21 protein-coding genes and 1 tRNA gene are annotated in these 17,069 nt (G+C 67.0%); 14 read left to right on the top strand and 8 right to left on the bottom strand.

Going from position 1 to position 17,069, the window contains the following annotated elements; all coding sequences use genetic code 11:
• Window positions 1-22 precede the first annotated feature (22 nt).
• The 8 genes from OXU42_15970 (at window position 23) to OXU42_15935 (ending at window position 8,145) form a co-directional block, all read left to right on the top strand.
• The gene (locus tag OXU42_15970) at window positions 23-1,054 is read left to right on the top strand and encodes a zinc ABC transporter substrate-binding protein (GenBank protein ID MDE0030886.1); all 1,032 of its coding nucleotides are present in this window, start codon (window positions 23-25) and stop codon (window positions 1,052-1,054) included.
• A gap of 47 nt (window positions 1,055-1,101) precedes the next feature.
• Window positions 1,102-1,248, top strand: coding sequence for a hypothetical protein (locus OXU42_15965; GenBank protein MDE0030885.1), 147 nt, complete (start codon window positions 1,102-1,104; stop codon window positions 1,246-1,248).
• A 104-nt stretch (window positions 1,249-1,352) separates the two neighbouring features.
• Complete coding sequence (locus OXU42_15960) at window positions 1,353-2,036, top strand: DUF1826 domain-containing protein (GenBank protein MDE0030884.1); 684 nt, start codon at window positions 1,353-1,355, stop codon at window positions 2,034-2,036.
• Between the two features lie 79 nt (window positions 2,037-2,115).
• Complete coding sequence (era, locus tag OXU42_15955) at window positions 2,116-3,051, top strand: GTPase Era (GenBank protein MDE0030883.1); 936 nt, start codon at window positions 2,116-2,118, stop codon at window positions 3,049-3,051.
• 35 nt (window positions 3,052-3,086) lie between these two features.
• Complete coding sequence (der, locus tag OXU42_15950) at window positions 3,087-4,430, top strand: ribosome biogenesis GTPase Der (GenBank protein MDE0030882.1); 1,344 nt, start codon at window positions 3,087-3,089, stop codon at window positions 4,428-4,430.
• Window positions 4,430-5,629: a DNA-processing protein DprA gene (gene dprA / locus OXU42_15945; protein ID MDE0030881.1), complete on the top strand. Its 1,200-nt coding sequence runs from the start codon at window positions 4,430-4,432 to the stop codon at window positions 5,627-5,629. Before der ends, dprA begins: the two co-directional genes overlap by 1 nt.
• A gap of 117 nt (window positions 5,630-5,746) precedes the next feature.
• Window positions 5,747-7,087, top strand: coding sequence for a methylenetetrahydrofolate--tRNA-(uracil(54)-C(5))-methyltransferase (FADH(2)-oxidizing) TrmFO (trmFO, locus tag OXU42_15940; protein MDE0030880.1), 1,341 nt, complete (start codon window positions 5,747-5,749; stop codon window positions 7,085-7,087).
• 8 nt (window positions 7,088-7,095) lie between these two features.
• A complete protein-coding gene (locus OXU42_15935; GenBank protein MDE0030879.1) occupies window positions 7,096-8,145 on the top strand; it encodes an ABC transporter ATP-binding protein in 1,050 nt (349 codons plus the stop codon).
• A 2-nt stretch (window positions 8,146-8,147) separates the two neighbouring features.
• Here OXU42_15935 and OXU42_15930 read toward each other — a convergent pair whose 3' ends face one another.
• From OXU42_15930 to OXU42_15895, 8 genes are all read right to left on the bottom strand, one after another.
• Window positions 8,148-8,882 carry a haloacid dehalogenase type II gene (locus tag OXU42_15930; GenBank protein MDE0030878.1) on the bottom strand — a complete coding sequence of 245 codons (735 nt, stop codon included), beginning with the start codon at window positions 8,880-8,882 and terminating at the stop codon, window positions 8,148-8,150.
• Window positions 8,883-8,907: 25 nt separating this feature from the next.
• A tRNA-Thr gene (locus OXU42_15925) sits at window positions 8,908-8,983 on the bottom strand.
• 69 nt (window positions 8,984-9,052) lie between these two features.
• Window positions 9,053-9,850 (bottom strand): SDR family NAD(P)-dependent oxidoreductase, encoded by a 798-nt coding sequence (locus OXU42_15920; protein ID MDE0030877.1) that lies wholly within the window; start codon window positions 9,848-9,850, stop codon window positions 9,053-9,055.
• Window positions 9,851-9,908: 58 nt separating this feature from the next.
• Window positions 9,909-10,616: an isochorismatase family protein gene (locus tag OXU42_15915; protein ID MDE0030876.1), complete on the bottom strand. Its 708-nt coding sequence runs from the start codon at window positions 10,614-10,616 to the stop codon at window positions 9,909-9,911.
• Between the two features lie 58 nt (window positions 10,617-10,674).
• Window positions 10,675-11,301 carry a thiamine phosphate synthase gene (gene thiE / locus OXU42_15910; GenBank protein MDE0030875.1) on the bottom strand — a complete coding sequence of 209 codons (627 nt, stop codon included), beginning with the start codon at window positions 11,299-11,301 and terminating at the stop codon, window positions 10,675-10,677.
• A 3-nt stretch (window positions 11,302-11,304) separates the two neighbouring features.
• Window positions 11,305-12,114 carry a thiazole synthase gene (locus OXU42_15905; protein ID MDE0030874.1) on the bottom strand — a complete coding sequence of 270 codons (810 nt, stop codon included), beginning with the start codon at window positions 12,112-12,114 and terminating at the stop codon, window positions 11,305-11,307.
• A 4-nt stretch (window positions 12,115-12,118) separates the two neighbouring features.
• Window positions 12,119-12,319, bottom strand: coding sequence for a sulfur carrier protein ThiS (gene thiS, locus OXU42_15900; GenBank protein MDE0030873.1), 201 nt, complete (start codon window positions 12,317-12,319; stop codon window positions 12,119-12,121).
• Between the two features lie 124 nt (window positions 12,320-12,443).
• On the bottom strand, window positions 12,444-13,391 hold the full coding sequence (locus OXU42_15895; GenBank protein MDE0030872.1) for a fumarylacetoacetate hydrolase family protein: 948 nt from the start codon (window positions 13,389-13,391) through the stop codon (window positions 12,444-12,446).
• A 161-nt stretch (window positions 13,392-13,552) separates the two neighbouring features.
• On the opposite strand from OXU42_15895, the gene OXU42_15890 reads away from it, so the two are divergent.
• The 6 genes from OXU42_15890 to OXU42_15865 form a co-directional block, all read left to right on the top strand.
• Window positions 13,553-13,780, top strand: coding sequence for a hypothetical protein (locus tag OXU42_15890; protein MDE0030871.1), 228 nt, complete (start codon window positions 13,553-13,555; stop codon window positions 13,778-13,780).
• Between the two features lie 41 nt (window positions 13,781-13,821).
• Window positions 13,822-14,949, top strand: coding sequence for a DNA polymerase III subunit delta (holA, locus tag OXU42_15885; protein ID MDE0030870.1), 1,128 nt, complete (start codon window positions 13,822-13,824; stop codon window positions 14,947-14,949).
• Between the two features lie 150 nt (window positions 14,950-15,099).
• Window positions 15,100-15,606, top strand: a complete 507-nt coding sequence (locus tag OXU42_15880) for a hypothetical protein (protein MDE0030869.1) — start codon at window positions 15,100-15,102, stop codon at window positions 15,604-15,606.
• A 54-nt stretch (window positions 15,607-15,660) separates the two neighbouring features.
• Window positions 15,661-15,840 (top strand): hypothetical protein, encoded by a 180-nt coding sequence (locus OXU42_15875; GenBank protein MDE0030868.1) that lies wholly within the window; start codon window positions 15,661-15,663, stop codon window positions 15,838-15,840.
• Between the two features lie 43 nt (window positions 15,841-15,883).
• The gene (locus OXU42_15870; GenBank protein ID MDE0030867.1) at window positions 15,884-16,492 is read left to right on the top strand and encodes a hypothetical protein; all 609 of its coding nucleotides are present in this window, start codon (window positions 15,884-15,886) and stop codon (window positions 16,490-16,492) included.
• Between the two features lie 163 nt (window positions 16,493-16,655).
• On the top strand, window positions 16,656-17,069 hold a 414-nt coding region (locus OXU42_15865; GenBank protein MDE0030866.1), incomplete at its 3' end, for a (2Fe-2S)-binding protein.

The raw sequence follows: 17,069 nt of genomic DNA, 5'->3' as shown, positions 1-17,069 counted from the left end.
GAGCAGAATGTCGGGAGTTCCGATGCTCACGCGCAGGGCGCTTCTGATAACCGCCACCGCCCTCCTCGCCCTGTCGCTCGCGGCACCGGCCATCGCGCAGTCCGACAAAACGATCCCGGTGGTCGCCACCTTCTCGATCCTCGGCGATATGGTGAAGCGCATCGGCGGAGAGTACGTTGCCGTCACGACGCTCGTTGGCCCCGACGGGGACACCCATGTCTATCAGCCGACCCCGGCTGATGCGCGGGCCGTCGGCGAAGCGCAGATTCTTGTCGCCAACGGACTGCAATTCGAAGGCTGGCTGGACCGTCTGGTCGACGCTTCGGACTTCCGCGGTGTCCGGGTAGTGACGACCAAGGGCATCAAGCCGATCGCGTTCGAGGAAGCCGGCCACGACGAACACGCCATGGAGCATGGTCGCGACAAACACGCCAAGGGCGACGATCACGACAAGCACGCGAAGGAGCACGGCCACGACGAAGGCGCCAAGGGCGACGGTCACGAAGGGCACCACCACGGTGTTTTCGACCCCCATGCATGGCAGAGCCTCCGCCATGCAACGGTTTACGTGGACAACATCACTGCGGCGCTCGCCAAGGCCGATCCGCGGAATGCCGGTGCGTTCCACCGGAATCGCGAGGCCTATGTGGCCGAGATCGAAGCTCTCGATTCAGATATCCGTGGGATCGTTGCCAAGCTGCCCGCGGGGAGCCGGACCATCGTCACCTCCCACGATGCGTTCCAGTATTTCGGTCGCGAATACGGGCTTGAGTTCGTCGCGCCGCAGGGGCTCGGCACCGAGTCGGAGGCGTCCGCAAAGGATGTCGCCCGCTTGGTCCGGTTTATGCGCGAACGGGGCATTCGCGCCGTATTCGTCGAGAACATTGGCGATCCACGCCTTCTGAAGCGCATCGCCGACGAGACGGGAGCCATGGTTGGCGGCAGGCTCTATCCTGGCGCTCTGTCCGGCCCGGACGGTCCGGCAGCGACCTACCTCGACATGATACGGCACAACGCGACGACGCTGGCGAAGGCGCTGGCGCCGGCGTCGTAAGGCTCTGCCGTTATGACCGGAGTTGAGTGTCGACAGGATGAGTCTTCATGATCCGCACCGAGAGCAGTGAAGTCGTCCATGATGTCGTCGTCGTCGGCGCCGGTGCCGCGGGCGTAGGTCGGTTTGTTGAGCAGGTGGAACTGTTTCCGCATACACCTATCGAAACGGTCTCTCGCGTGGACTGCCGATGCTGATTGAGATGGCGGTAACACTTCAAAATGTCGACAACCCGAGCGGTGTCCTTCGTGTACTGACGGCCGGATGACCGCGCGCTTGCCGCGCTGGGTGAGGTGACGGTATGGCGGACAGGATGAACATAGGCGCAAGTTGCCGCCCATGCGGCGCTGGCATTGCGACGTGCGACGCGGCGGAAGGTCTGGCCGCCATCAACAGGCTCGACATGGAACTCGTGATCTGGCGCCGAGCACTTCCCCAGGGTCTGAGGAACTGGATTGAGCACATCGACGTTGCCGATTTTCGAGACATACACGTCCTGATCCAGCCCCAAGCCCTCAGGCGGGTTTTGCTGCCTCTTCTCGACGCCAATGGGATGCCCCCTGGCGACATGCGAAACCTGCTGATCGGAGATGTCGATGATCTCGTTTCGGGATTTTCCAGGGTTGCCCGGACCGATCTCGTTGATGTAAGGCTGGAGCGCGTCACCACCGATGCCTGTTGGAAATTCCACCGGGACTGCGTGGAGGCGCGCCTGCTGACGACCTATCGTGGTCCTGCGACGGAGTGGATCCAGCCGATCCACGCCGAGCGGGCGTTGCGCGAACAGAAACGATTCAAAGGACCGGTAGAGCAGTTCCGTAAAAACGACGTGGCGATTTTCAGGGGAAGCTGCGCCGAACCGGGAAGCGGAATCGTGCACCGCTCGCCGCCGATCGCGGACACTGGCCGCACGCGCTTGCTGCTTTGTCTCAACAAGCGATCGACAGCATCTCCGAAGCCGTGGCCGGTAGGCTTCGAACACTAAACCATATCCCATCCATACCAAACGGGGCCGCTTCTGGCCGGCAGATTGACCTGGCCGGTGCTGGTGCCATAATGGTGCGATGGCCTCAACTGAGTCCATCCGAACGGAGCATGTCACCACACCGGTTTCAGCGGATTACCGGTCGGGATTCGTCTCGATCCTGGGGCGGCCCAACGTCGGCAAGTCCACGCTGCTGAATCAGCTTCTGGGGGAGAAGATCGCCATCGTCTCGCCCCGGCCGCAGACCACGCGCAACCGGATCATGGGCATCAAGACGGTGCCGCGGGGTCAGATGTTGTTGTTGGATACGCCGGGCATCCATCGCGCCCGTTCGCTCTTGAACCGGCGCATGGTGGACGTGGCCAAGCGCTCCCTGGGGGACGTGGAGGCGGTCGTCTGGGTAGTGGACGCCCGCGGTGGCATCCGCGGGGACGACGAGGACATCGCCGGTATCCTCGGCGGCAGCCGCCACCCGACGGTGATCGCGCTGAACAAGATCGACGCGGTGGCCAAGGGGCGGCTCTTGCCGTTGATGGCGCGTCTGGCGGAACTGCTGCCGGAGCGGGAGGTCCTGCCCATCAGCGCGCGCACCGGAGAGAACGTGCCGCTTCTGGTGGAGGGGATACTCGACCGGCTGCCCGCCGGACCGCGCTATTTCCCGGAGGATGAGCTGACCGACCAGACGGAACGCTTCATCGCCGCGGAGATCGTCCGCGAGAAGGTCTTTCTGCGCACCCGGCAGGAAATCCCCTACGGCACGGCGGTCTCGGTGCAGCGCTTCGAGGAGAAGAACGACGGCGCCCTCGTGGTCATCGCCGCCACCATCCACACCGAGCGGGACGGCCACAAGCCGATCCTCATCGGCAAGCGCGGCGCCGCGCTCAAGGAGATCGGCAGCGCCGCGCGGGAGGACTTGGAGCGGTTGCTCGGCTGCCGCGTCTACCTGGAACTGGCGGTCAAGGCCACGCCCGGATGGAGCCGGGACCCCCGCAGTCTGGCGGCGTTCGGGCTCTAGCACGGGCTGCCCGGACCCGTGTTCCTCGTCGGATCATGAACTCATCCGAAAATCTGCCGGTGGTGGCCATCGTGGGGCGGCCCAACGTGGGCAAGTCCACGCTGTTCAACCGCCTGAGCCGGGCGCGGCGGGCCATCGTGGACGATCAGCCGGGGGTCACCCGCGACCGCAACTACAACGCGGTGTCGTGGCGCCGGCACCGCTTCGTGTTGGTGGATACCGGAGGGATGGAGCCGGACGAGCGCGAGGGGCTCAAGGGGCGCATCCTGCAGCAGACCATGACGGCGGTGAGCGAGGCCGACGTCATCGTGTTCCTGCTGGACGGCCGCACCGGGCCGATGCCGCCGGACACGGCCGCCGTGGAGCTGCTGCGGCAGGCCTCCAAGCCGGTGTTCTACGCGGTCAACAAGCTGGACACCGGGCCGCGCGAGAGCGATCTCTACGAGTTCTACCGGCTGGGCGTGGAACGGCTTTATCCGCTTTCGGCGGAGCATGGGCTCGGGGTCGCGGACCTGATGCAGGAGGTGGTGGACGCGCTGCCCGGGGAAGCGGAGGGCGCCCGCGAGGCGGTGGAGCCGCTGGCACTGGCGGTGGTGGGCCGCCCCAACGTGGGCAAGTCCACGCTGGTGAACCGGCTGCTGGGCTACGACCGTTCCCTGGTGGATTCGCGGCCCGGCACCACCCGAGACGCGCTTCAGGCCGACTTCACCTGGAACGGAACGGTTTGCCGCCTCACCGATACCGCGGGCATCCGGCGCAAGGCGCGGGTGGTGGATCCGGTGGAACGCTACAGCGTGAGCCGCGCCCTGCGCTCGGTGGACGCCGGGGACGTGGTCATCCACCTCCTGGACGGCGCCGAAGGCGTGACCGACCAGGACGCCCAGGTGATGTCCTACGCCTCGCAGCGGGGCAAGGGGATGGTCCTGGGCATCAACAAGTGGGACCTGCTGGACACGGAGCAGGTGAGCCTGCGCGAATACCGGAATTTTTTGCACCGGCGGCTACCGTTTGCCGACCACGTGCCGATCGTATCTTTGTCGGCAATGGAAGGGTCGGGCATGAACAGGCTGATGGACACGGTGATACGGGTGGGCGAGGCGCAGCGCCGGTGGATCAAGACCCCGGTGCTCAACCGGGTGCTGCGCCGTCTCACCGAGCGGCATGCCGCGCCGCAGCTCCGCGGGCGTCCCGTGAAGGTCTACTACGCCACGCAGACCGACGTGCGGCCGCCGACCTTCACCCTGTTCGTGAACAATCCCCAAGGCTTCGGCGCGGGCTACCAGCGTTACCTCGTGAAGGCGCTGCGCGCGGAGCTGGGCCTCGAGCACGCGCCCCTGCGCCTGACGTTCCGGGCGCGCGCGGGCAGGGACGAGAGCTAGTGCGCGGCGGGGCGGGTGCATCGGGCCGGACGCCGGACGAGAGCCGGCGGGACCTCGCCTGGCTTGCGTTCGGCGAGATTCCGGGCCTTGGGTGCGTCGGGTTCCGGCGCATCGCGGAAGCCTTCGCCGATCCCACGGACGCGTTTTTCGGCGGCGGGGGCGGGCTGCGGGAGATCGCCGGGTTGAGCCGGCAGGCGGTGGAAGGACTGCTGGCGTTCTCGGCGTGGGACCGCGTGGCGGAAGAGATGCGGCGGGTGCGCGATTCCGGGGTGCGGCTGGTGCGGTACACGGACCCGGCCTATCCGGAACGGCTGCGCGCCATACACGATCCGCCTCCGGTGCTCTACGTCAAGGGTTCGCCGGAGGTGGCGGGGTACGCCTCGGTGGGTGTCGTGGGGACGCGCGCGCCGAGCGAGTACGGCCGCGAGATGACCCGGCTGCTGTGCCGGGGGTTGGCCTCGGCGGGCGTCGTGGTGGTCAGCGGCATGGCCCGTGGCATCGACCGGCACGCCCACGAGGCCGCGCTCGACGGAGGCGGCTGGACCGTGGCGGTGCTGGGCTCGGGAGTGGACGTGCCCTATCCGCCGGAGCACCGCGATCTCAGCGGCCGCATCGAAGGGAGCGGCGCGGTGCTCTCGGAGCATCCTCTGGGCACGCGCCCGCTGTCGCACCATTTCCCCTCGCGCAACCGCCTCATCAGCGGCCTCGCCCTCGGCATAGTGGTGGTGGAAGCCACCGAGCGCAGCGGTTCCCTCATCACGGCGCGCTGGGCCCTGGAGCAGGACCGGGAGGTGTTCGCCGTGCCCGGCCCGGCGCGCGCCAGCCGCAGCCGCGGCCCCCATCGGCTCATCCGGCAGGGAGCCAAGCTGGTGGAGGACGTGAGCGACGTGATCGAGGAGATCGCGCCGCAACTGGCGGCGCAGGCGGCGCCCGCGCGCGACGCGGCTCCGGCCGTCGCGGTCGAGTCGGGTGGTGTCGTTTCCCGAACTCCGCTCGGCGGCGCGGCGCGCGCGATCCTACTGAACCTTGAAGCCGGGCCGCTGCCGATGGACGACGTGATGGACCGCACTGGCCTTCCGGCCCAGCAGGTCTGCGAGGTGCTTCTGGAGTTGGAGCTGGGAGGTTTGCTCAAGCAGTTGCCGGGAAACAGATACGCGCTGAACACGGCCGTCATCGGCGACACCGGAGGCGCTCGATAACGTGTTGGTTTCCCGAGTCGCCTTACGTTCGAAGTGCCCGTGTGGTATGGATGAAGGGGTGGGGGCGGCAGAGGTCCAGTCTGCCGCCCCTTTGCGTATGACAGCATGAATATGCACGTGAGCGGCAATATCGAGCGCGTCAACGTCGTGGGCGGCGGTCTCGCGGGATGCGAGGCGGCGTGGCAGCTCGCCCGGCGGGGCGTGCCGGTGGACCTGTACGAGATGAGGCCGGCGCGGCGCACCGAGGCGCACACCACCGCCCATCTCGCGGAGCTGGTGTGCAGCAACTCGTTCCGTTCCCGGTCGCTGACCACCGGCGCGGGGCTGCTGAAGGAAGAGATGCGCCGCATGGGCTCGTTGATGATCGAGCTGGGGGAGGCCCACCGGGTGCCCGCGGGGTCCGCCCTGGCGGTGGACCGGGTGCGGTTCGCGGAGGCCGTTTCCGAGCGCGTGTCGTCGCTGCCGGACCTGCGCCTGATCCGCCGCGAGATCGACTCCATCCCGCCGGGCCTCACCATCGTCGCCACCGGGCCGCTGACCGCGGGTGCGCTGTCGGAGCGCTTGCGGGAGCTGCTGGGAGCCGAGCATCTCTACTACTACGATGCCATCTCGCCCGTGGTCACCGCCGAGTCCGTGGACGCGTCGGTGGCGTTTCGCGCCTCCCGCTACGACGAGAATCCAGGCGACTACCTGAACCTGCCGCTGACCCAGGCCGAATACTACCGGCTGGTGGACTCCGTGGTGGAAGCCGAGAAGGTGCCGGTGCGCAGCTTCGAGCGCTTCTTCGAGGGTTGTCTCCCGGTCGAGGAGATGGCCCGGCGCGGCCGCGAGACCCTGGCGTTCGGGCCCATGCGCCCCACCGGGCTCGTGGACCCGGCTTCCGGGGAGAGGCCCTACGCGGTGGTGCAGTTGCGCCAGGAGAACCGCGAGGGGACGCTGTACAACCTCGTGGGCTTTCAGACCAAGATGACCTGGCCCGAGCAGAAGCGCGTGTTCTCGCTGATCCCGGGACTGGCCGACGCGGTGTTCGTGCGCTACGGCAGCCTGCACCGCAACACCTACATCAACGCGCCGCGGCACCTCTTGCCGACCCTGCAGTGGCGCGGCGGCCCGCGGCTCTTCTTCGCCGGCCAGATCACCGGAGTCGAGGGCTACATCGAATCGGCCGCCTCCGGCCTCCTGGCCGGTGTCAACGCGGCCCGGCTGGTTTCCGGAGGCAAGCCGGTGACACCGCCCGCCACCACGGCGCTGGGCGCCCTGCTCAACTACGTGTCCGATCCCGGGCGCCGCGACTTTCAGCCAATGAACGTCAACTTCGGGCTCTTCCCGAGTCTTCCCTTCAAGACAAAGGGCCGGCGCAAGAAGGAGTTCATGGCGGAACGGGCGCTGCGGGACCTGGAGCGCTGGTGGCTCGACTGCGGCGAGGGCCCCTCGTCGGCCGCCGTGGTTGAAGCGTGAGGACACCGGTGTCCCTGATCACTCTCGAGGATATCTCCAAGACCCATGCGCGCATCGCCCCGGTGGCGGTGTCCCACGTGAGCTTCACCTTGGGGGAACGGGAGATCCTCGCGCTGCTCGGTCCCAGCGGCTCGGGCAAGACCACGACCCTGCGCATGATCGCGGGTTTCGACCGGCCCGACAGCGGCAGGATACTGCTCCACGGAGCGCCCCTCTCGGGCGACGGCATGTGGATCGAGCCCGAGCAACGGCGCATCGGCATGGTCTTCCAGGACTACGCCCTGTTTCCGCACCTGACGTTGCTGGAGAACGTCATGTTCGGCCTGCGGGGCCGGTCGCGCAAGGACCGAGAGGACACGGCGCGGCGCGTGCTCGCCGTGGTCGGCATGGACGAAATGGCCGCCCGCTATCCCCACGAGATCTCCGGCGGCCAGCAGCAGCGCGTGGCGCTGGCCCGGGCGCTGGCGCCCAATCCCCTGGTGCTCCTGCTGGACGAGCCCTTCAGCAACCTGGACTCCGACATGAGGGCCGAGATGCGCGAGGAGCTGCTGCGGATCCTGCGAGAGTCGGACACCAGCGCCATCATCGTGACCCACGACCAGGAAGAGGCGTTCACGCTGGCGGACCGCATCGGCATCCTGAACCGCGGTGTGCTGGAACAGATTTCCGAACCCGAGGTATTGTACCGTCAGCCTGAGACGCGTTTCGTCGCCGAGTTCGTGGGCCGGTCGGACTTCATCCCAGGGGTGGTGTGCGACGGCATCGAGACCGAACTGGGCAAGTTCCCCAACGATCCCGGACTGCCCGCCGATACGAGGGTCGACGTCCTGGTGCGGCCGGACGAGGTGGAGCTGGAACCCGCGGAGGACGGAGTCGGGGTGGTGGCGCGCCGGCGGTTTCGCGGTGCCGAGAACCTGTACCAGGTGGCCCTTCCCTCGGGTGTGCGCATTCGCAGCAGCCAGCCCTCGACGTATGTTCTGCCGGCCGGCACCCGGGTGCGCGTGACGGTGCGGCATGCGGACGTTATCGCATTTCCCTGTGCCGCGGCGTCTTCCTGACGTCACCCCGCCGCGGCCAACACCGCTTGGGCCATCTCGCCCATGGAAAAGAACTTGAAGTCCAGTTCCGGTATGTCTTCGACTCTTTCCGTCGCCCCCCAACTCCCGCCCTCCGAGAGTCGCTGACGGTCGATCCAGGCGTTGGCCAGGCCGAAACGCTGCGCGGGCCTGTGGTCGTGATGCAGGCTTTGGGCGGTGTGTAGAACGTCGGCCTTACTCATCCCGAGGTCCGAATCGAGATGCGCGAGAAGGTACTCGAAGTTCGCATCGGCCGGTTTGTACGAGCCAATGTCCTCCGCGGTGTAGATCGCATCGAAATCGACTCCGAGCTTGCGGTTGGAGGCCGTGAAGCCCTCGCGGTGCACGTTCGAGAGGATGACGAGCTTGTAATGCCCCTTGAGCACGCGGAGGGCATCCGCGGAATCCGGGAACGCCGGCCACAGGGGCACCGACTCGCCGAAGGCCTCGTCGAGCCCCTTGTTGGTCGCCATGCCGAGACTATCCGCAATGCTTCGATGCACGCGCCCGAGCAGTTCCGGATAGCGCAGACCGGGTGACGAGCGCTGATGCCGGCTCTCGTGTGTCGCGAAAGCGACGAGGCCGGCCTCCCGGGTCACGTCCGAACGGCCGCTCCGCATGATCAGCGGCTGCAGCGCGTCCCAGATCCCGGTTTCCCAATCGATCAGAGTGCCGTAGCAATCGAAGGTCAAGACCCGGTAGTCGGTCAGTTCAGCCATCGCTTAGCTAACCCATTGAAAAGACTGGAGCCACCCGCCGGACTCGAACCGGCGACCTACTGATTACGAATCAGTTGCTCTACCATCTGAGCTAGGGTGGCGATGAGTTGGGCGGGCGGGGACTACCAATCTAGCAGTCGGCCGCATATGTCGGCAAGCCAATGGCGGCGTCACCGCGCCGCCATCCGCCCTCCCTCCACCGGCAGGTCGGCGCCGGTGATGTAGTCGGCCCATTGGGAGGCGAGGAAGAGCACGGGGCCGACGAAGTCTTCGATTTCGCCCTTGCGGCCCAGCGCGGGCGGGGTGAACTCGCCGGCGGCGTGGGAGGGCTCGGGGCCCTCGCTGGCGCCCTTGGCGATGGCCTCGTACTCGTAGATGCTGGTAAGGCGGTTGGGGGTGAAACCCGGGCTGACGGAGTTGACGTTGATGTTGTCCAGACCGAGTTCCACGGCCATCTGCCGGGTGAGCATGACGACGCCGCCCTTGGCGGCGCTGTAGGCGGAGCCGCCGGCGGTGCCGCGGTGTCCGGCGATGGAGGCGATGTTGACGATCTTGCCGCCGCCCTGGCGTTTCATCACGGGCGCCACGTGGCGGGTGGTGAGGTAGGCGGCCTTGAGGCAGATGTCCAGCACGAAATCCCACTCGCCGGGCTCCATCTCGATGATGCTCTTGGGTGGGTAGATTTGTACGGCCGCGGCGTTGACCACCACGTCGATGCGGCCGAGCTGCTCCACGACCCCGTTCACCATGCGGGCCACGTCGGCGTCGTCGGAGACGTCGCAGCATGCGGGAACCGCGTCCACCTCCCCCGTGAGCTTGCCGATGCATTCGAGGGCCTTCTCTTCCCTGAGGTCGTTGATGGCCAGCTTCGCGCCGTGATCGGCGAAGCCCTGCGAGAAGGCGGTGCCGAGCACGCCGGCGCCGCCGGTGATGAGAACCACTTTGTCCTTTAGTCCGAGATCTCTCATTGAAAATTCTCCTGGGTTTCCGCCCGACCGCTCCTACAACTTCATCCTGTGCCGCCGACTACCGGTGCGCCGCCCGGAGTTGCGGCACGCCTCGCAGCGACTCGACGTGCGCAAGGGCTTCCGCCCGGGTCACCACCGTGGCGTACTTGCTGTTCATCTCGTAGAGGTTTACGAGGTGCGAGAACTGCGAGCGGTCGAAGGTGCCTTCCTCCACCACGAACACGGGGAAGCCGTAGGAATAGCCGTCGATGACCGTGGAGCGGACGCAGCCGGAGGTGGAGGCGCCGGTGACGATCAACGAGTCGATGTTCTTGCGCGTCAGGTAGGTGATGAGGTGGGTGCCGAAGAACGCGCTGGCCCGCGCCTTGTGCACCACCCACTCGTCCTTGCGCGGACGGATCATCTGCGGGAACTCCACCGCCTTGGCGCTCGCCGTGGTGGGTTCCGCGGCGCGCTTGGTGGCGTTGCCGAAGACCGCCTTGAAGTCCGGATCGCTGGTCGAATAGACCACCGGCACCTTGCTCTTGCGGCACGCCACCAGGAGTTTCCTGATGTGCGGCAGCGCCTGCCACGCGGCCTTGCCGCAGCTCGACCGGAACTCGTCGATGGCGTCCAGGGTCTCCATCGGCCTGGTTCCGGTGAAGGCCGTGATGACGTCGATGATGAGCAGCGCGGGCTTCTGTCCGAAGGGTTGTTTCCCGGTGTAGCCGGCCTTTTCGTAGACTTGGCGGTCGTATTCAGGAACGATCTTTTCCCAGTCTCTCATGGTGAGCCTCCTTGTGGGTCGTACCATATACCAAACAGTCGATGGCACTCAAATTCGGTCACGCCCGCAGCGCGGCGAGCATGTCCCGGGCCGCGGCGCGTGGGTCGGGGGCTTCGGAGATGGCTGAGATGAGGGCGATGCGGGCGGTGCCGTGGGCCTTGATCTCGGGGAGGTGGTGTTGCTTGATGCCGCCGATGGCGAAGACCGGGACGGAGGTGGCGTCGGTGACGGCCTTGAGGGCGGCTGGGCCCTGGGGAGCGCCGAAGGCGAGCTTGGACGGAGTGGGGTAGACGGGGCCGAAGACGATGAGGTCGGCGCCGGCGTCCGCGGCGGCCCGCGTTTCCTCCACCGAATGGGTGGAGACGCCGATCTTCCGGTCCGGGCCGAGCAGTTCCCGCGCGACTGCCACGGGCAGGGAGTTGGCGGCCAAGTGCACGCCGGCGGTGTCCGCGGCCAAGACAACGTCGACGCGGTCGTTGACGAACAGCTCGGCGCCGTAGCGGTCGCACAGCGCCTTTGCCTTTCGCGTCAGCTCCAGGAGAGCGCGCCCCTCCAGGTCCTTCTCCCGCAGTTGCACGGCCCGGACGCCTCCCTCCAGGGCTTCTTCCAGCACCCACAACAATTCCCGCCCCGCCGTCGTCTTGCGGTCGGTGACGAGGTAGAGGTCGAAGTCGATGGTGCGCAAGGGTCAGGTGAGCAGTCCCTCGATGGGACTGGAGGCGGTGGCGTAGAGCTTCTTGGGGATGCGCCCGGCCAGGAAGGCCTTGCGGCCGGCCTCCACGGCCTGCTTCATGGCGTCGGCCATGAGCACGGGGTCCTTGGCGCCGGCGATGGCGGTGTTCATGAGCACGCCGTCGCACCCCATCTCCATGACGATGGCGGCGTCGGAGGCGGTGCCCACGCCGGCGTCGACGATGACCGGGATGGACACGTGCTCCTGGATGATGCGGATGTTGTACGGGTTCCGGATGCCCAGGCCCGATCCAATGGGCGCCGCCAGGGGCATGACCGCGGCGCAGCCCATGTCCTCGAGCTTCTTGGCGGTGACCACGTCGTCGCTGATGTACGGCAGCACGGTGAAACCGTCCTCGATGAGCAGGCGCGCGGCCTCCAGGGTGCCGGGCGTGTCCGGGAACAGGGTCTTGTCGTCGCCGATGACCTCGAGCTTGACCATGTCGCCGACCCCCGCCGCGCGCGCCAGGCGGCAGGTGCGCACGGCTTCCTCCGGCGTGTAGCATCCCGCGGTGTTGGGCAGGATCGTGAACTTCTTGGGGTCGAGGTAGTCGAGCAGGTTTTCCTGGTCCGGGTCGGTGATGTTGACGCGCCGCACCGCCACCGTGACGATCTCCGCGCCGGAGGTCTCGATGGCCTTGCGGGTCTCCTCGAAGTCCTTGTATTTCCCGGTGCCGACGATCAGCCGCGAGCGGTATTCCTTGCCGGCGAGGCTGAAGCGGTCGGGCGCCGCCGCTTCTGAGGCTTGGGCTGTGGATTGGGTCATGACTCTATCCGCCGCCGACGAAGTGGACGATCTCCACCTCGTCGCCTTCCTTCAGTTGCGTCTCGCCGTGCGCCTCTCGTGAAACAACCTCGGCGTTGAGTTCCACCACCACGCGTCCGGGCCGGATCTCCAGGTGCTCCAGGAGTTGTGCGACGCTGATGTCGGCCGCGACTTCGCTGTCCTTGCCGTTGACTTGGATGACCACCGGGCAATCCCCGCGGGCCGGTTCCGGCACCTTGCCGGACGCAACGTCCCCGCGCTGCTACATTATCGCATTTCCCGAGCGGGACGTCACCTGTCCGGGCGGGGCGAACCGGCCGGCCGCGCCGCTAGCGCGCGGCCGCGATCTTCACCTCCAGCACGCCGATGCCCTCCACCTCGCCTTCCACCTTGTCGCCGACATTGAGGAAGATGGGTGGAGTCCGGGCGAAGCCCACGCCGGACGGCGTTCCCGTGCTGATGATGTCGCCGGGTTCCAGGGTGAGGCCGGCGGACAGGTGCTCGATGGTCGTGGGGATGTCGAAGATCATGTCCCGCGTGTTGCCGTCCTGCATGGTCTCGCCGTTCACGCGGCACTGGAGCCGGACGTTCTTGGGATCGGGCATGGTGCTCTTGTGCACGATGCTGGGCCCCAGCGGGCAGAAGGTGTCCAGGGACTTGCCCTTCCACCACTGGAGGTGGCGGCGCTGCAGGTCCCGGGCGGTCATGTCCAGGCACACGGTGTAGCCGAAGATGTAGTCGTTGGCCTTGGCGGCGGGGATGTTCCGGCCCTTGCGGCCGATCACCACGGCCAGCTCCACTTCCCAGTCGATCCTGCTGGTGACGGGATGCGCGAGCACCTTGCCCTGGTCGCCGATGACCGCGGTGGCCGGCTTGGTGAAGAACACCGGCACCTCGGGCGTGTTGAGCTGGACGCCGCGTGCCCGCACGCCCTCGTCGATATGCTCCTGGTAGTTGACTCCCAGGCAGATGACGTTCTTCCGCGGCGCGGGGATCGGCGACAGCAACCTTATGCGGTTGCGCTTCACCAGGATCCCGGCCTGGGCCAGCCGCCGGATACCCTTCGTATCGAGGTCCTCGACGTAGCGGGCGGCCTTCCTGGCGGTATTGACGGCTTTGCCGCCCGCCTCGATGAACGACTGCATGCTGCCCAGATAGGCGGCGGTGTCGCCGGGAAGGTAGCGTTTGGCGACCTCCTGGAGATCGATGATCTGATCGTCTCCGTTCATCAAGCCCAAGTGGGCCTTGCTCTGAAAGTTGTATGTCACGAAACGCATGGACGACCTCCTGTCCGGCTCCGGTCCCGCGGGCCGGTTCTGTAGGGCTTTCTCATAGAGAAGCGCCGTGCCCTTTGTCAAGCCATTGCCCCGGGCACGGGCTCCGGCGGCCGGAAAGTCCCGAAATTGCGCGGCCGGTCCGGCGGTGGTACCCTCGCAACGTGAAACGCACCAAGGGACAACGCACCACGATGGAGGTGGGAGACCGCGTTCTGATCCGGGGGGACTTGCGCAGACAGGTCATGACCGTGGCGCGGGTGGACATCCCCCATTCGACCCAGAAGGTCTTCCTTTCCCGCTCCGGCGGCGATTTCACGGTCGGTCTCAAGGTCTGGAAGTCGGACTACGCCTGGAGCGAGAAGAACCAGATGTGGGTTTCGAAGCGTTAGCGGCCTGCAACATGCTGACGCCCGCCCGGCGGTGGTGATCGATGGCGCAAGACCTCGAAGCGCTGCTGCAGGCCCTTCGCGACGGCAAGGGGCCGGCGATCATGCTGCTTCACGGAGACGAGTATCGTGTCCGGGGGGCGAGCCGCGCGATCCTGGAGCACCTCGCTCCCGGCTCCGGCACGAGCCTCGCCGTCTCCCGGTTCGACGCCCGCGCCTCCTCGTGGGGTGACATCGAGGCCGCCCTCATGACCCCGTCGCTCTTCGCCCCGGCCTGCACGGTGGTGGCGGAGTCGGTTCCCTGGTTCGCTCCTCCCGAGCGCAGGGGAGACCCCGGGGAAGAGACGGCTCCCGCTTCCGCCAGGCCCAAGGCCGAGGAGCCGGACCGGATCGCGCAGCTCCTCGAACGCGGCCTGCCCCACGGCGCGCGCCTGCTGCTGCTGGCCCCCCAGGCGGACAAGCGCGGGCGCGCCTACAAGCAGTTGAGCCGCGAGGGGTGCGTCCTCGACCTGTCGGTGGAACGCGACCGCAGCGGACGCATCCGCCGGGAGTCGCTGGCCGCGTTTCTCGATCAGCATCTGCGGAGGGCGCGCAAGCGCATCGAGACGGACGCTCGCGAGATGGTGTTGTCGCGGTGCGGCAACGAGCTCTGGATCGTCCACCAGGAAATCGAGAAGCTGATCCTCTACGCCGGCGACGCGGATACGGTGGTCGCCGCCGACGTCGAGGAGATCTTCGCGGACCAGTCGGAGAGCTGGGTGTTCGACCTCACCGACGCGCTGGGGCAGCGGGACGCGCTCCGCGCCCTGAGCTTTCTGCGCCGTCTCATGGCCGGCGGCGAGTACCCGCTGATGATGCTCGGGGCCATCGCGGGCCATGTGCGCCGCCTTCTGAGCGCGCGCCAGCTCCTCGACCACGAGCTGGCCGCGGTCTGGCGACGGCACATGTCCTACGCGGAGTTCCAGAAGCAGGTCCCACCCGACACTGAAGGTCTTCCCACCAAGAGCCCCTACGCCAACTACCTGACGTTGCAGCGCGCGGAGAAGTTCACCCTGCCCGAGCTAAAGGCCTTTCTCCGGCTGCTCCAGGACACCGACGCCCGCCTCAAGTCCTCCGGCCACCAGCCCCAGGCCGCCATGGAGAGACTGGTCCTGGAGATGTGCCGGCCGTAGGGCGGCCGATGTCCATCCTTCGGAAGGGATGCCCGATCGGGGTGCCGGTTGGGCGTACCCGGTTGAAATTCTCGCGCATGGCTTAAGGCGGTGTCGGTCCCGCCGATTCCTCCTACGGAGACACAATCTCACCGTAGGGGGTTCACGGACATGACGGCAGGTTTCTTTCAGCGATTTTCCGTTCCGTTGGCGGCGCTTCTGCTTGGCGCGTTTCTGTCCGGCTTCCTGGCGCATCTGGTGTACGCGCGCTGGACCGGATCGGCGCCGTGCCTGGAGGATCCGGCGGACGGCGCCGCGACTCGCGGCGTTTCCACCGGAACGAATCCAGCCTCCGGCGGGGATCTCCCCGAGGTCGATGTCATGGAGATCGAGCGGCTCCAGGAGCTGGCCGGGGTGTTGGCGCGGGTGCGCGGCCGCGTGTACCGCGTGGGCCACTCGTCCAAGAGCAACACTTGGTTCCTGGACTTCGGTCCTTCCCGGTCCGCGTTCACCGCGGTCATCTTCTCGTCCGCCGCCGACGCCTTCGAGCGCGCGGACGCCCACCCCAACCAGTTCCAGGGGAAGGAGGTGGAGCTGACCGGCCGCATCAAGGACGACCCCAAGTACGGACTGGAGATGATCCTGGAGAGCCCGGCGCAGATCAGGCTCGTACCTTGAACGGCCCGGCGATCCTTGTTGGATCGTCCCGCGATTTCGGATAAGCTCGGCGTCATGGAGAAGGAAAAGCGCGCCCAGGAACGCTGCATGGTGTGCGCCAAGGTCGCCCCTCTGAGCGGCGGCATCTGCGAGGCCTGCAACGAGAAGATCCGCGCGCAGGCCCAGGGAAACCAACGGGACATCCGCGACCGCTCCGACCGGGCACTGCGCAAGCACGGGGTCAAACCGGAGTAATCCACCCCGTTCGCGCCCACCCCACCCCTGGATTCCCGCACCCATGACAGGGGACCCACGACACTTCGAATCCATCGGCAGCCGTCTCGGGTTCCGTCAGGAACCCTCCGGCGACCACGAATTGAACCTGGTCTGGCGCGGCGGACGCTTTCCGGCGCTGCTGTGCCTCGGCATCGCCTGTTTCCTGCTGCTGCTCTCGGTACCGGTGTTCCTGGCCATTCGCGCCCAAGGGCTCGACAGCACGGTGGGGAACCTGTGGTACTTCCCGGCCATGAACGTGGTCCTGTTCGGCGTGGTGCTGTTCCTCTTCACCCTCAAGCGCACCATCCGCATCGACCGGCGCGCCCGCACCGTGTCCCTGACCCGCAGCAGCCTGTTCATGCGCCGGCGGCTGACGCTGAACTTCGACGAGGTCGCCAGCCTGAGGGTCGCCGACGACCAAGTGTACAGCGGCTTCGCCGTGGCCGGTTCCACGGCGGGGGAGAAATCCTTTCCCGCCCGATCGGTGCGTCTGCTGCTCGCGGACTCCGGGTCCGTGCTGCTCGACCGCGGCGGTGGCCGGCGGCTGAATGAGCTCGCGGCGCGCATCGGCGAGTTCATGGAGAAACCGGTGGACGCGGTTCCGCCGCGCGGCCGGGCGGCGGCGGGGTAGGCCGTGGGAGCGGTTTCCGGCCACCGGAACAGTCCATCATCCCTGCTTCCGGGCCGGTTGCACTTTACCGGGAATCTTCCTATATAAAATCGGCGCTAGGGAATCATCACGGACCCCGCCAGCCGGCAGACAGACCAATCCTCACGAGCGGAGAGGGAGTTTCATGGACAAGAAGATCAAGTTTCGCGTCAACGGGACGGAGCACGAGCTGGAGGTGCCCACCAACCGGCTCCTGGTGGACATGCTCCGCTACGACCTGGGCCTCACGGGAACCAAGGAAGGGTGCAGCGTGGGCGTGTGCGGCGCGTGCACGGTGCTTATCGACGGCGAGATGGTGAGTTCGTGCCTGGCCTTGGCGGTGTTCGCGGACGGCCGTGACGTCACCACGGTGGAGGGGCTGGCCCAGGACGGCGAGCTTCACCCGGTGCAGCAGAGCTTCATCCGCTACGGCGGCTTCCAGTGCGGCATCTGCACGCCCGGCCAGGTGGTGGCGGCCAAGGCGCTGCTGGACCAGAACCCCCGGCCCAACGAAGAAGAGATCAAGGACTGGATGATGGGCAACCTGTGCCGCTGCACC

It is taken from the genome of Deltaproteobacteria bacterium (assembly GCA_028818775.1).
Taxonomy (GTDB): Bacteria; Desulfobacterota; Binatia; order UBA9968; family JAJDTQ01; genus JAJDTQ01.
Note: the sequence above shows the minus strand (reverse complement) of the source record. Positions and strands in the feature narration are given on the sequence as shown.